General features: G+C 65.6%; 9 protein-coding genes. 6 read left to right on the top strand and 3 right to left on the bottom strand.

The window, feature by feature from the left end; translation table 11 throughout:
- Positions 1-240 precede the first annotated feature (240 nt).
- The gene (locus DN051_RS43785) at positions 241-2,409 is read left to right on the top strand and encodes a pentapeptide repeat-containing protein (protein WP_425471811.1); all 2,169 of its coding nucleotides are present in this window, start codon (positions 241-243) and stop codon (positions 2,407-2,409) included.
- A 391-nt stretch (positions 2,410-2,800) separates the two neighbouring features.
- Here the strand turns inward: DN051_RS43785 and DN051_RS47435 are convergent, their stop codons facing one another.
- Positions 2,801-2,935 carry a hypothetical protein gene (locus tag DN051_RS47435; protein WP_281289075.1) on the bottom strand — a complete coding sequence of 45 codons (135 nt, stop codon included), beginning with the start codon at positions 2,933-2,935 and terminating at the stop codon, positions 2,801-2,803.
- 39 nt (positions 2,936-2,974) lie between these two features.
- Here DN051_RS47435 and mltG point away from each other — a divergent pair, with 39 nt between their 5' ends.
- The 3 genes from mltG (at position 2,975) to DN051_RS43800 (ending at position 6,900) form a co-directional block, all read left to right on the top strand.
- On the top strand, positions 2,975-4,330 hold the full coding sequence (gene mltG / locus DN051_RS43790; RefSeq protein WP_246041224.1) for an endolytic transglycosylase MltG: 1,356 nt from the start codon (positions 2,975-2,977) through the stop codon (positions 4,328-4,330).
- 869 nt (positions 4,331-5,199) lie between these two features.
- Positions 5,200-5,472, top strand: a complete 273-nt coding sequence (locus DN051_RS43795) for a WhiB family transcriptional regulator (protein ID WP_281289093.1) — start codon at positions 5,200-5,202, stop codon at positions 5,470-5,472.
- Between the two features lie 360 nt (positions 5,473-5,832).
- Entirely contained in the window at positions 5,833-6,900 is a 1,068-nt protein-coding gene (locus DN051_RS43800) for an NAD(P)-dependent alcohol dehydrogenase (protein WP_199315054.1), read from the top strand.
- A gap of 164 nt (positions 6,901-7,064) precedes the next feature.
- Here DN051_RS43800 and DN051_RS43805 read toward each other — a convergent pair whose 3' ends face one another.
- Positions 7,065-8,189 carry a beta propeller repeat protein gene (locus DN051_RS43805; protein WP_246041225.1) on the bottom strand — a complete coding sequence of 375 codons (1,125 nt, stop codon included), beginning with the start codon at positions 8,187-8,189 and terminating at the stop codon, positions 7,065-7,067.
- 648 nt (positions 8,190-8,837) lie between these two features.
- Between DN051_RS43805 and DN051_RS47440 the strand changes: the two genes are divergently transcribed.
- Positions 8,838-8,969 (top strand): hypothetical protein, encoded by a 132-nt coding sequence (locus DN051_RS47440; protein WP_267890894.1) that lies wholly within the window; start codon positions 8,838-8,840, stop codon positions 8,967-8,969.
- A gap of 453 nt (positions 8,970-9,422) precedes the next feature.
- A complete protein-coding gene (locus tag DN051_RS43815; protein ID WP_234388891.1) occupies positions 9,423-10,154 on the top strand; it encodes a hypothetical protein in 732 nt (243 codons plus the stop codon).
- 490 nt (positions 10,155-10,644) lie between these two features.
- Here DN051_RS43815 and DN051_RS43825 read toward each other — a convergent pair whose 3' ends face one another.
- Positions 10,645-14,382: a S8 family serine peptidase gene (locus DN051_RS43825; RefSeq protein ID WP_246041226.1), complete on the bottom strand. Its 3,738-nt coding sequence runs from the start codon at positions 14,380-14,382 to the stop codon at positions 10,645-10,647.
- Positions 14,383-14,491 lie beyond the last annotated feature (109 nt).

Consider the following 14,491-nt stretch of genomic DNA (forward strand, 5'->3'; position numbering starts at 1 on the left):
GGGCTGGCCCGGGACACCGTGGGCTGGTGCCGCGGCAGGCAACGCTTGCCTGTCAGGAAGCCGCGTCCGGTGCGTGCTCGGAAAGACGCCGATACGCGGTCGGGCAGAGTCCGATCATGGACAGCCGAGGAGCGGCACGCTGGGCAGGGCCTGCCGCCCAGTGAGGGGATCCACGCCACTCAGCCCGAAGAACAACAGCGGCCCGCCTGACCCCACTTGCAGTCAGTTACGGTGCTGCCTATGGCGATGTTCTCGGCCGTATCCCCGGCGCTGTCCTGGCCGCACTGTGCTCACGGCGCGGACCCGGCCACCGATCCCGTCGGCTGCCGCGGTATCCACGTCCCCGGCCATACCGCCTGCCTTGCCCACCTGAGCGACACCGACCGCGACACCTACCTGGCGGGCCTGACACCCGGCTCCGACATCGACCACCGCGGCACCCCCTTCACCGAAGACCTCCTGAACCGACTTCTGCACGCCCTCCAGGACTCCACCACCACCCACCCCCACCTCGGCGCCACCAGGTTCGATGGGGCGCAGTTCTCCGGCACCGCCAGCTTCGTCGGGGCAAAGTTCTCCGGCTTCGCCATGTTTGTCGGGGCGAAGTTCGCCGGCGACGCCGTGTTTGTCGGGGCGCAGTTCTCTGGAATCGCCGTATTCGTCGAGGCGCAGTTCTCCGGCACCGCCAGGTTCGACAGGGCGAAGTTCGCCGGCTCCGCCGTGTTCGGCGGGGTGGAGTTCTCCGGCTCCGCCGTGTTCGACACGGTGGAGTTCTCCGGCATCGCCGTGTTCGGCGGGGTGGAGTTCTCCGGCGATGCCGTGTTTGTCAGGGCGGAGTTCTCCGGCGACGCCGGTTTCGTCGGGGCGAAGTTCTTTCGCAGCGTCGCGTTCGACAGGGCGGAGTTTGCCGGCACCGTCGCGTTCGACGGGGCGAAGTTTTCCGGCATCGCGGGGTTCGGCAGAGCGAAGTTCACTTGCGACGCCAGGTTCGGCAGGGCGCAGTTCTCCGGCATCGCCGGGTTCGTCGGTGCGAGGTTCTCCGGCGACGCTGTTTTCGTCCGGGCGAAGTTCTCCGACGACGCCAGCTTTGGCGAGGCGAAGTTCGTAGGCACCGCCAGGTTCGTCGGGGCGAAGTTCTCCGGCTCTGCCGGGTTCGTCGGGGCGGAGTTCGCCGGCGACGCCTGGTTTGGCGAGGCGCAGTTCTCCGGCATCGCTAGCTTCGGCGTGGCGAAGTTCGCCGGCGACGCCAAGTTCGATGGGGCGCAGTTCTTGGTGACTTCGCGGTGGGGGCCGACTGTCTGCGCGGGGACGCTGGATCTGTCGGGTGCCGTGTTCGGGGAGCCGACGACATTGGAGATCGCCGCGCGTGAGGTGCGTTGTGTGCGGACGCGGTGGGAGTCGACGGCCACCGTGCGTCTGCGCCACGCCGCCGCCGACCTCAGCTACGCCGTGCTGGCGGCTCCCGTAGCGGTCACAGCCCACCCCGCCCCCTTCATCAATGGCGATGGTGTCGTGGACGAGAGTCTGCTGCCCGGCCCCGCGGGGGTGCGGGTGACCTCGGTACAGGGTGTGGACGCTGCGCTGCTGGTTCTGACGGACACCGACCTGTCCGACTGCCTGTTCTCCGGGGCCTTCCACCTTGACCAACTCCGCCTGGAAGGCCGCACGGATTTCGCATTTCCCCCCACCGGATGGCACCGCAAGGGGATAGGACCGGTCCGCTGGACACGCCGGCGCACCCTGGTCGAGGAACACCACTGGCGCGCCCAGTCCATCGGCCGGCCAACCCCGCCCACCGGCCACGCCCACTCGCCCCGCCAGTGGCGTGCCGGCCCGTACCACCCCGACCCCGACCACACCCCCGACCCAGAAGATGTCGCCGCCTTGTACCGGCAACTCCGCAAAGCCTTCGAGGACGCCAAGAACGAACCCGGTGCCGCCGACTTCTACTACGGCGAGTGCGAGATGCGCCGCCACGACCGCGCCGGCACCCCCAGAGTCGAACGCGGCCTGCTGTGGGCCTACTGGCTGCTGTCCGGCTACGGCCTGCGCGCAGCGCGCGCCCTGGGCTGGCTCGCCGCCGCCATGTTGCTCACGATCATGCTGCTGATGGGCTTCGGCCTGCCGGGTTCCTCCCCGAAGCAGGAAGCGACCGGCACCGTTCCGCCCGGCGGGGGCAAGGTCACCTTCACGATCGACAAAGACGACGCGCAGAACCCGACCGGGGACAGGTTCACCGGCAAGCGGTTCGAGAAGGCCCTGAACATCACGCTCAACTCCGTGGTCTTCCGCTCCAGCGGACAGGACCTGACCACTGCCGGCACCTACATCGAGATGACCTCCCGCCTCCTGGAACCCGCGCTCCTGGCCCTCGCCGTCCTAGCCATCCGCGGACGCATCAAACGCTGACCAACCGACGCAGGGACTGCTCGATCCGCACCCCCGGTGAGACGACGAGGTACATCTGCTCGGTGGTCGCCATCCAGTGCTGCGCCGGCGACGCCAACGCCAACCGGTCCCAACTCGGGTAGGCCGCCGCAGCCGTGGTGTCTCGACCGCGCGCGTGTGCCCTCTGATGGTTTTGGCCAGTTGGTTAGTTGATGTTTTACTCAATATGGCAGCCGCCGCGGGATGCTCACGAACCATCGCCGTAGGCTGGCGCAACCCACGCGACGCCCGCGGCTCTAGGGGATCGATGACTGAGTATGGCAGGGGCCCAGGCTCCGAACCGTGGCATCCGCAGGACCCGTTGTTCGGGGACGGCGGATGGGGAGGCCAGCAGGCCCAAGCGGGTCAGCAGTTACCTTACGGCGACCACCCGCAGCAGTGGCAGTACGGCGACCGGGGTCCCGGCGAGCATCCGGGCTACGGCCATGCGCAGCAGTACGACCAGCAGCAGTACGCCGCTCAGGCGCAGCAGTCGTACGGCACTCAACAGCAGTACGACACCGGCAGTTGGGCCACCGGGACGCAAGTGCACCTGCAGTACGCCGCCGACCCCACCGACCTGTACTCCCAGCAGGGCGTTGCTCCCGGCACCGAGCAGCCTGACTTCTACGGCCCGCCCGACGTCTACCCACCGCCGGAGCCGCCCAGTCGCCGGCGCACCGAGCCGGAGCCCGAGACCGACTGGGACCCCGGCCCCGATCAGGGCGAGCACGCCTTCTTCTCGGGGGAGGTCGATTCCCAAGACGAGGAGCCCACGGACCGGCGCGGGCGCGTCGAGCGGCGGGGGCGGGGCGGCAAGGGCAAGAAGAGCCGCAACGGGGGTGGCCGCCGCGCGGTGGCCCTGGTGTTCGGCGGCGGTATGGCCGGCGTCGTCTACCTCGGCTACCAGTTCTACCCGGACCGTTTCGGCGTGGCCCCGGACTTCGCGGGCGGTGGAAACGGTGAGGCGGTGACCGTAACGATCCCCGAGGGTGCGGGCGGCTATGAGATCGGCGGCCTGCTGAAGAAGGCCGGTGTCGTGAAGAGCGTCGACGCATTCGTCGCGGCGCAGAACCGCAACCCCGAAGGCAAGGGCATTCATTCCGGTGTGTACGCGCTGCAGCAGGAGATGTCGGCCGACAGCGCGGTTGAACGCATGCTCAATCTCGACAGTATCAACAACCTGATCATCGCCGAAGGTAAACGCAACACCGACATCTACAAGCTCATCGACAAGCGCCTCGAGGTCGCCGATGGCACCACGGCCGCGATTGCAAAGAAGGAATACAGAAAGCTCGGCCTGCCCGACTGGGCGTTGAACCAGGAGAACGTCAAGGACCCGCTGGAGGGCTTCCTCTACCCCTCCAGCTACGCCGCCGCCAAGGGACAGACCCCGCAAGACGTTTTGAAGCAGATGGTGAGCCGCGCCACTTCGACGTACACAAAACTTGGCGTCGAGAAGAAGGCGGAAGAGCTCGGCCTTGACGGCCCTTGGCAACTGCTGACCGTCGCGAGCCTGGTGCAGGCAGAAGGAACGAGCCACGACGACTTCAGGAGAATGGCCGAGGTTGTCTACAACCGCCTGGACCGCTCGAACCCCCAGACCAACGGCATGCTCGAGTTCGACTCCACGTACAACTACATCAAGAATCAGAGCAAGATCGACCTGAGCCTGAGCGAACTCCGGAACTACGACAACCCATACAACACCTACTACAACAGGGGTCTCCCACCGGGACCGATCAGCAACCCGGGTGACGAAGCGCTGAAGGGCGCACTCGACCCGACGGACGAGGGCTGGTACTACTTCATCTCGCTGAACGGCAAGACCAGCGAGTTCACGAGGACGAATGAAGAGCACCAGCAACTAGTCGACGAATGGAACGCCACGAGGGGCAACTGATGGCCGTACTGTGAGTGCCACCGCACCCGGGTCTGGCATCGCCGACTCGCACACACGGTGCGCATCGCGCTGCACACGCGGAACTGGGACCCACTCTGCCGGGCGACCGAGCTGAGATCGGTGTGGTCGCCCCCGGCTTCGCCGGTCAACAGGGCGGAAGTGGTTGAGGGTTCGCAGAGAGTCAACTGGTTGTTTCGCGTGCTTCCCCTCACGCGATGCCTGCGCTGCCGAGCCCACCCGCATGGTGACCTGGTCCATCAGACCCTTGGGCATGCAGATACTCCGTTTGAGGAATCCAGCACCAGCCGCACGACGCCCGGCAGCAGGCCTCAAGTGGCGAACTACCGTAGTGTCACCGCTGCCGAGTGCAGCGCGGGGACATGAGTTGGGGGCGCAGGGGCCGCACACGAGGGGGATGCGTTCTCCGGCGACGCGGCATGAGCAGTCTTTGCGACCGAGACCCGGATGCTCGCAGGGACCGTTGGCTGCCATGGCTGAGTTCCCCAAAGTTCGATCATGAGGCACGCATCTTCTATAGCCGTATGGCTGAGACGGGCTACGGTGAGGACAACCGAAATTTCGGTGCGCCCTCGCGTGCCTCTTGGCTGCAGCTCCCCGTGGCTGCTCCAAGGGATCCGGGCATTTCTAATCTTATTAGAGATGCGACCGAGTGGCGTCGAGGAGACCGTGGTATGCGCCCCCCCGATCGGATACCACGGTCTCCTCCTATTCAGGTCGATCCTTGCGGCAGTGAGTTTTGTATTGATGTCTCTTGTTCGCAGGGCAAAAGGAATCTTATTCCCATGGCTTGAGTCACAAATTTCAACGAGACGCGAATCAGAAAGCTAGCTGTTTTGCCTCAGATCCCATTGCTTCCACACTTTCTCGTTGATCTGCGAGTCGCAGTTCCGTGCTCCAGTCGCCCTCATCTGTTTTACCGGCCGGACGAAGTGACCGAAGGCGCGAGTAGTCGAGGTCAGTCGAGAACAGCGGAAGCTCGCGAATTGTGCGCCACCTGCCCCGTCACCGTTGCTTGCCGCAACTGGGCGCGCGAGAGCGGCGAGTATGGCATATGGGGTGGCGAGACCGAGAGTGAGCGAATTGCCGCTGGCTACGCATGTCGCGTTCATGCTGACAAATAGTGGCCGTGGCTTTGCCGTGCTGGCGTCGTTGAGGAGGGCGAGGTGCCGCTCCGTTTTGAGTGCGGCGAGCAGCCTGAGTCGGCCCGCTACTGAAATCAACGGGGCGGCTCGGCACAACCCGCAGGAGAACTCTGTGTAATTCGACCATCACGCAATGTGCACCAAAGTCGACGTGAGTGGTATCTGCGCGCCGCATATGGGATAGGCGTGCTGATTCCGGGTGCGAAGTGGGGGTGTGCGGGGGATTCTGGTCGTGTCCAAGCGGCCTGCCGTCGGTCGGTACGGGCGGATCAGTCCCGTCCGGTCGTTGTCGCGTGTGCGGGCTGCTCCTGGCTGGTGAAAGCGAGGCACCCCATGCAGATGCGAGCAGCGCGGATGCACGGGTACAACGAACCTCTTCGGCTTGAAGAGGTACCCGTTCCCGAACCCGCCCCGGACCAAGTTCTGGTGAAGGTCGCGGCGGTAGGCATGTGTCGAAGTGACTTCCAGCTCGTGGAGGGCTACTTCAAGGGTGCGTTCCCTGTGGACTTCCCCTACATACCCGGCCATGAGGTCGCGGGTCGTGTGGTGGGGAAGGGCAGCGCCGTCCCGGATTCGCCGGGCTACTCCGAGGGTGACATGGTCGTGGTCCTCACTGGTTGGGGCGACGGTACGTGCCGTCAGTGCCGTGAGGGCAACGAGCAGATCTGCAGCGGCACGGGCCGGTGGGTCGGGTTCGGGCCTCCTGGAGGCTACGCCGAGTACATAGGGGTGCAGTACGCCCATGCCATCCCGGTCTCGGAGGAGGCCGCCCGGCATCCCGAGTTCCTGGCCCCGATGACGGACGCGGGGCTGACTCCGTACCGGGCGATGAAGAAGCTGCGTGACACGGGCAAGGTGGTGCCCGGACGTGTCATCGGTGTCACCGGTATCGGCGGTCTGGGCAGCTACGGGGTCCAGTACGCGAAGCTGCTGGGCGGCGGTGCGACGGTGGTGGCCCTGACCCGCTCGGACAACAAGCTGGACGTGGCGAAGGACAACGGCGCGGACCACGGGATCAACGTCCGGGACAAGTCCACCGAGGCCATCCAGGACACGCTGGAGTCGCTGACCGGCAGCAGGACGCTCGATGCCGTGCTGGACTGCGTCGGCAGCAAGGACGCCATCGCGACGGCGTTCGACGTGCTCGGCTCGGAAGGCATCGTGGCCTCCGTCGGTCTCATGGACCACCACGTCGAGCTTCCCCAGTTCCCGTTCGTCGGGACGGAGCGGTCCTACTTCGGCTCGTTCTGGGGCAACTACGAGGACCTCGCAGAGGTACTCGCTCTCGCCGAAGCCGGCCTCGTCAAGCACAACGTCACCAAGATCAAGCTGGAGGACGTCAACGAGAACCTGGAGGCCCTCGGCCGCGGCGACGTCGTCGGCCGCCTGGTCATCACCTTCGAATGACATCCAGCTGAGATCGAGCTGAGAGGCAGCGGGACGGCCACCCGGTGGGGACCGTCCCGCTGACACGGCCGCTTCCAGCGGAAACCTATCGACGGCGGAGATCTCAGCGGCACGCCGAATCGGTTGGCGACTGCCCGAGCCTGTTGCTTGTCCGCTCGACGGCGTTACGCATTTTGGTCGCGCTGCTCGTGGCGTTGCCACTCGCGTCCGCCGTCGCGCGAGACCCACAAGCCTTCGCCCTTCACCAGGTCATACGTCGGTGTCGTAGCATCCGCGATGCCGTAGAGCGTTGTTCCGTCGACGGTGAGCGAGGTGAATTGCGCCGGCGTCCGCAGCTTGCGGAAGGCGGTGTTGCCGGGGTCGTCGGCGAGCCAGTAGCTGCCGCCTTCCTCGCCGACGAGCAGCCGTCCGTCCGCGAGCACCTCCAGGACCAACAACTCCGAGCCACCGTCGAAGTTCTGCCAGGGGATGCCGCCGTCGAGGAGCGTCCGCCAGTGCTTGCCGCTGTCGGTCGTCACCAGCAGGCCGCCTACGCCCTCGTCCTCACCCTGGACGAGGGACAGCGCCGCGGTGCCGCCCCGCGCGGCCAGGACACCCCCCGTGTACGGCTTCGGGACCGCGGTCGATCCAAGGGTGCGACCGTGGCGCTGCCATACAACACGGTAGGGGTCTTCGGTCAGGGACTGCTGCACGCTCCAGACAGTGCCCAGCTCGTCCACCGCGAGGCGGACGGCGTCGTCCGGCAGCCCCGCCGGGGGCGCAACGGTGCGCGTGGCCGGGCGGTAGACCAGAGTCGGCTCCGGTGCGGAAACCAGGATGTCACCGCCACGCGTCCCCAGCGGGGCCTCGCTGACAACGACCTTGTGCCGCTCACCGCGTACATCGAGGACGTACGCCTCGTTGGCATGCTCCCCAGACGGCACCCGTACAAAGCCCCCCGGCACCCCCTTGAACTCGGCTGGCGCCGCTTCCGCGTGTTCCGCGTGCTCAGCGACCGTGCGGCCGTCGGGGCCGACGATGCGCCAGGCTGTGGCAGCCGGTCCTTCGTCGTCTTCGACGTTGTCGAGGTCGTACGTCAGGAGAAGCGAGCCGTCGTCCGCGCGGACCACGTCGGCGGGGGCGCCGGCCGCCTCGATCACATCCGCGGGGCGCGGGCGCGGGTCTTCGATGATCTGCTTGTACTTCGCCTCTCGGCTCCCCGGGCCCGTGCCCGCGCCCTCAGAAGCCTTGTCGTCGGAGCTACCTGAGCCGCAGGCGGTCATCGCCAGCGCCGCACTCACCGCGGCCACGAGCGTGGCCGTCCGTCTCGCACGTTTCGTCAGACACAACACCGCCGCATTCTCACATGACGCGGTGGTCAACTGGGCGGAATGCGAGTCCTGGAGGGGTCAATTGCACAATTATTCCACTTCCTGGCACGCCGATACCGTGTAGCGGCACCTGCGACCTCATCGATCGGGCAGGCGGCCACGCCGGCAAGTGGCCGACCAATTAGGCATCGGCGAGTGCATGGACGCATAAAGGGCGGAAAGGGGGCGTTGGCCGTCGGTCGCCGCTGGCCAACCAAAGGCTGCCGACGGGGCCGCTTTCAGACAGCCGTTCTTCGTCTTTTCGTTCCGTCCGTTGGACGGAATTGACGGATGGTGGCCAAGCGTCCCATCAGGCATGTCTCCTGCTTCACGCCAAGCGCTTCGGGTGGCGAGGTCAGCGACCCGGCGTTGCCGCACGGTCCCCGTCAGAAACCACCGAACAATGACGGTTCCCCCGTCGGCCTGAGAACAACAGCGCCACATGTATAGAACGTCAGTGTCGACCTGTCGCAATCCGCCGGTATTCGCTGACCTTGTGATCAAGAGCAGTCCTCCAATCCCGTTCTGCACTCACAAGTCGCCGACACCGTCAGCACGTTTCGGCCGGAGGGCGGGAAACGGAGCCAGGTGGGAGGACGAGCTGTGCCGGTGGGCATATTGCGGTTCATCGTGATGCGGGCTTGGGTGTATCGCGCGCTCCTCGCCGCCGCGTTCGTGACGGCCGTGCTGGCCGCGCAGTGCACCCGCATGAAGCGGTGATGGGCATGCTCACTCGGCTGCGTGGCGCCTCCAGCTGCGAGATGCGGAAGCTCAAGACCGACGAACATCGACATGCAGCCCCATACTGTCCGGCTGGGAAAGCGTCCCTCATTCCATCCCCCTGGACCCTGTTCCCTGGACAGTGCTGCAGCGGTGTCTGGCCCACCTAGAGGCATCGCGGACAAACAACCCGCACGTCATTGGTCGCCAAGCCGCGGCCTTCGGTACGGATCAGCAAGCCGCCCTGACCTATGTCGCCCCCGGGCTACTGCCCGATCACTGAACATCAGCGCAGCGTCAGAGAACGGATCGAGTAGCGGGCCCTGACCGCGAGAGCGACAGCGATGTACGTCTTGCCAACGGCGGGAGCCCGAAGCACGTCGGCATTCGCATTGCCATCGACGGATGAAACGGTGGCTAGAGCCAACCTCCTCTCGTCCTACAATTATGGGTGTGGCGATGACTTACAGCAGCGGAAGCTACGACGACCTTCCCAATCACGCTAGGCCGGATATCTATCTGGCTCCGCTCACCGCCACACCCAACGAGTGGGTAACCGTCCTTGGTAAGCCCATCCAGCAACGCTCCGACTGGGGGATCACCAGCTATCTGACCAGCCCTGAGGCACAGGCACACGCATTGCAGGAGTACACCTGGAGTCAGGCAGCGATCGGCGCTGCCGGGGTCAGCACCTTCTACCCGAAGGGACACACAGTCTTCGGGGAGGGCCTTCGAGATGAGGACGAGCACGCGGAGTTCTTCGTCCAGCGCCGGGCCCATCTAGGGTTCGCCGAACCGACGCTGGAGTTCACCCCCTCGTTCCTGTGGTACTTCGACGCCATCCCCCGGAACGACCGCTCGTGGTACTACCTCAGCGAGGTCGGCCGTGAGCACGAACTGGTCCGCATTTGCCGCACCGACACAGAATTGCGCGTCGACATCGCGGCCTTGCCCCTACGCCGCTACCTTGCCGCGCGTAGACGCCTTCTGGTCCTTCAGCATGACTGGATCTCCTGGCTCGACCAGGCACCAGAGCCGCGCATCGATGCGGTCGACCGCTCCGACGTGCGGCACTTCGCCTTCCATAGCGGAGCGACCAGCTCTGCGGAACGGCCGGGATTCGTGCGACTGATTGGGAAGCAGATCGTGCTACCGCTCGACACAGCACTCGTCGATCTAGTGTGATGCGCCAGACATGGCGGGCCTAAGCTTGGTGTTGACCCCGGCCGTTCGCCTGACCTGCTGATCTTGGTTCGTTGCCGGGACAGAAGAGCGGCCGTCCTTCACGCTTCGAGGTGTCGAGCAACGTCGCGTGAAGGAACGGCCGCTGGTGAAGAGTCTTGCCGCTGAACAGTCCGCTGACGCCGCGTTGGGCGTCCTGTCCCACTTTCGTGTCGAGTTCTACGACTGCTTCTGCACCCGGGCGGATGCGCTCTTTGAGCTGACCGACGCGGTGCTGTGCTCGGACGGCCCGGTGACGGAGCCTCCTCCTGAGTGGTGGACACGCTGCTACTGGATCTGCTTGGACCGGAGGAAGCGAGCAGACCGCTGATGGCGATGAAGGATTACTCGGACGAGTTGAAGGCCGATGCCGTGGCCTTGTACGAGTCCACACCCGGGGCGACGTCCTTCGGAAGGGACCGGTGCCGCAGTGCGTGCGGCACCGGTCCCTGCGTCACTTCAGGCCGTGAGCGCGGATGATGGTCTGGCTGACCGAGCTTCCCTTTTCATCGGTGGCAGTGGTCCGCAGCGAGACGAACGAGGCCGAGTGAGGTGCGATGAGGACCGTCGTCCAGGAACCGTCGTGGCGGATGGCCTTCTGGCGATGCCACGTGGCTCCGTCGTCGTACGAGACTTCGAGTCGCACGGAAGAGACCTTGGTTGCCGGTGCGCCGAGCACTGAGGGCGTGATCGAGAGGTCTGCGATGCGCCGGGCGCTGCCGTCGAGGTCGAGGTCTACGGCGTAGTCGAGTTGCACCAGTGGAACGGTTGCCTGCTCCGCTTCGCCGGAGACGAAGGACCACTCGGTGTGCGTGGAGGTGGAGTAACGGCTGTACGCGCGGTTGTCGTTCGTGGCGTCCACCACGAGCCGGTAGGGCAGCCGATCCGGGGAGAGGTCCCAGCCGGCCCCCCTGCCGCTGTCCGACTCGGCGATCAGCGCGTTGCCCTGGTGGAGCGATGTGCGCTGGGACAGGCCGTTTGCCCAGTCGGTGCTGCCGGAGTGTGCCGCTCCGCCGCTCGCCCAGGCGGGCGCGTTGAAGAACAGCGAGCTGCCGTCACGAGTGGGAAGATCCGCACCGATCATGCGGGGACGAACGATGGGAGTGATCCAACGCTCCTGGTGAGTTTCACCAGCGTGGTACGTCACCAGTTCCGACGCCTCGCGCACCACGCGGTCGACAGTGACCTCCTGCTGCCATTTGACGCCGGCGTCCGTCGAGACCCAGTCGGTACGTGATCCGCGCGTCACGGGTTCGGCTTCGAAGCTCCACACAATGTCTGCGTACCGCGCGAAGTCCAGGCGAGTCTCCCTGACGGGAGTCCCTTCCTTCTGGCCGAAGGTGACGTCGACCCGCGCCAGGTTGCGTGAGTCGGCCCGGTAGGTGAGGTCCTTGGGGATGCCACCCACGTGGTGGCTGACCAGGTCGTACAGGTAGGCGGGGGTGGGATGCGCCGTAGCACGCAGGCGCAGGCTCTTCCGGGGCGATGCGGCGATTTGAGCGATCAGTGCTTCACCGCCGTCCTTGGTCACAGATGCCACCGCGAGTGGCCCGGGAGTCGCGTGGTCATCCTGCCCGTACCACTTGTAGAGCCGCCGATCTCCGTCGTTGACGACAAGGAGCAGCTTCACTCCGGCGGCATGGGCGGCCCGGGTCTGCTCGTATGCGGGGATGGAGCTGTTGTGGCGTACCACAGCGGCCTTGCCTCGGACGGACAAGTGTGCGTATTCCGAAGCCGTACCCGTGCCGGCGAAGACGGCATCCAGCTCCGTGGTGCCGTCAGGCAGTGGCTTGGTCCCGGGCTGGGTAAGCACGTCCAGTTCCTGTGAGCCTCGGGAAACGGCGAGAGGCGTTTGAGGGGCCCGCCATCTCGTGGTGAAGTCGAAAGCGCCGAGCTTGACGTTCTCCGGTGATGGCTGAGCCCAGACACTGTCGTACGTCGAGTTGATCTTCATGGCGTCCATCACGACCCCGTCCTGCGGTTGCGTCGTCGTGAACGTGCGCCGGTACTCGACTCTGGTGCTCACCGGCATGCTCGGCTTGGGGGTGAGAGCCTGAACCTGGACCGCTTGGGAAGCGTCGAAGGAAACCACCCTCGGATCTGTCAACTCGACTTCCGGGTCACCCAGCAGCGCCACACCCACGGAGCCAGGTCCGTGGGCGCCACGCACCTCCTTGAACATCATCGCCGTGTAGGTGTCGGTCGGCAGATGAAGGGTCATTCCGGTCGCCGGCACCGACAGGTAGCGGGCTTCGCTCTCCTTCGAGCCCTTGAGCACGACATCGCCCGTCATGGGTTGGCCGTCGCGGTCCTTCGCACGGAGCGTCAAGTCGTAGCGCTCGGAATCGGTCCTCGTGCTCAGGACGGTATGTGCGACAACCGCGCCTGTGCTGTCCTGTGCGATGACCTGTCCGGTGTATCCGCCCGTGGCGATCCCACGTGGGTCGATGACGAGGTTGACCGACGCGCTGTCGTTCGCCGGCACGACGATCTGGTCGGAGCCCAGGGCGAACAGGCTGCTGGGGCTTTGGCCGCGGTCCAGCATGAGCCGGAGCGTCACCGGGCTGTTGCCGTGGTTGGTGTAGGTGATGTGCCGTTCGACCGGCTGCGGGTCACGTGACCACTTGATGAGCCCTGTATCCACCTTGCCGGAGGCGACGACTTGCGCGCGGAAAGCCGCAGAAGCGTCGACCCGGCCGCTCCCACCGAGGTAGGGAGTGATGTCAGGGGTGATCTTGCTGGTGCTCATCAGAGCGTCCTTGAGCTGCTGCCCCGACCAGTCGGGGTGCTTCTCCGCAAGAAGTGCGGCGGCGCCGGCGACATGCGGAGTCGCCATCGACGTGCCGTTCTTGGTGGTGTAATACCCCTCGCCGTTGCTGTACTGGGAACGCGCTGCCAGAATTCCTACTCCTGGGGCGGTCACCTCGGGCTTGAGTCCGTCGTCGCCCTCGCGGGGGCCGCTGCTCGAGAAGTCAGCTATCTTCTCCGCGGAGTCGACCGCGCCAACGGTCAGAGCGGACTCGGCCGTTCCGGGCGCGTAGACTGTGTACGAAGGTGCCTCCTTACCGCTGTTGCCGGCGGCAATGACGAAGAGTGCGCCGGTCTCTTTGCTGAGCTGGTTGACGCTTTGGCTCGTCGGATCGTCCTGAGTATGCACCGCGGCGATACCCAGACTCATGTTGATGATCTTTGCCTTCTCGGTTTTGGCGGCCCACTCCATGCCCTCGATGATCGAGGACAGTGTCCCAGTACCCTGGCTGTCGAGGACCTTCCCGATGATCAGATCGGCGCCTGGGGCAACCCCTCGTTCCTTACCCGCCGATGCGGCGCCAGTACCCGCGAGGATGGAGGCCACGTGCGTGCCATGACCGCGCCTGTCCGTGACATCTTCGCCCGGGATAAAGCTGCGACTGCTGACGATTCGCTTCTCCAGGTCGGGGTGGCCCGCGTCGATCCCCCCGTCGAGAACCGCAACCTTGACGCCCGCGCCGGTGGCGCCATCCTCCCAGACCCCGGGCGCGCCGATCTGGGCTGTACTGTCCGCCAATGTTGCTTCGGCCTTGCCGTCCAGCCAGATCTTCTCGATGCCGCCGGCCAGGGACGGCGGTTCGGCTGCCTTCCGGTCTGCCTTTTCCTCGGACGTGGGGACAAGAGCACGCCACAGGCTCGTGACACGGGAGCGATCTGCGACCACTGCCTCGCCATCGATGGACTCCAGTTGCCGCTTGATGGCGACCCCCGGCAAGTCTGCTGCGGGAAGCCGCGATGCCCCCGCCTCGCGTGTGACGATCAGCGGCAGTCCGGACGTGTGCTCGTCGTCGTACCCCTGAGATATGAGGTCGGTGACATTGAAGAGCCGCTTGTCGAGTACGCCGGAGGCCACATAGGGATGAGCATCCGCAGGGAATACGTAAGTGCCCGAGTCATCGGTGACGGTTCGGACCGATCCGCTGGCGCCCGGACGCTCCTCCACGCTCAGGGAGGAGGGCCTGCCCTTCGCTCCAGGAGTGACGGTCACCTTGTCGCCGGTGATCAGGGTGACGGTGCGAGGGCGGCCGACAGCGGACTGATCCGCTGCGCGGCTATTTGAAGCCTCGGAGTCCGCGATGGAGAAGGATGCGGACGGGGATGCGGAAGCGGAGACGGAACCGACGCCTGAAAGCAGTGCCAGAGCGATTCCCAGTGCCGCCACCCGCCGGCTATGTGAAAACGGAAGCAAAGAATGTTCCTAACCGAGAAGGTAATCGGAGACCAACTGCTCCGACATACGATCGAGGTGAGGGCCGTTCATGCAACCGATA

This window comes from Streptomyces cadmiisoli, assembly GCF_003261055.1.
GTDB classification, from domain to species: domain Bacteria; phylum Actinomycetota; class Actinomycetes; order Streptomycetales; family Streptomycetaceae; genus Streptomyces; species Streptomyces cadmiisoli.

Bases quoted from the DNA above. Each gene is read 5' to 3' on its own strand.
- DN051_RS43800 (WP_199315054.1), top strand. From the start codon at position 5,833: ATGCGAGCAGCGCGGATGCACGGGTACAACGAACCTCTTCGGCTTGAA.
- DN051_RS43785 (WP_425471811.1), top strand. From the start codon at position 241: ATGGCGATGTTCTCGGCCGTATCCCCGGCGCTGTCCTGGCCGCACTGT.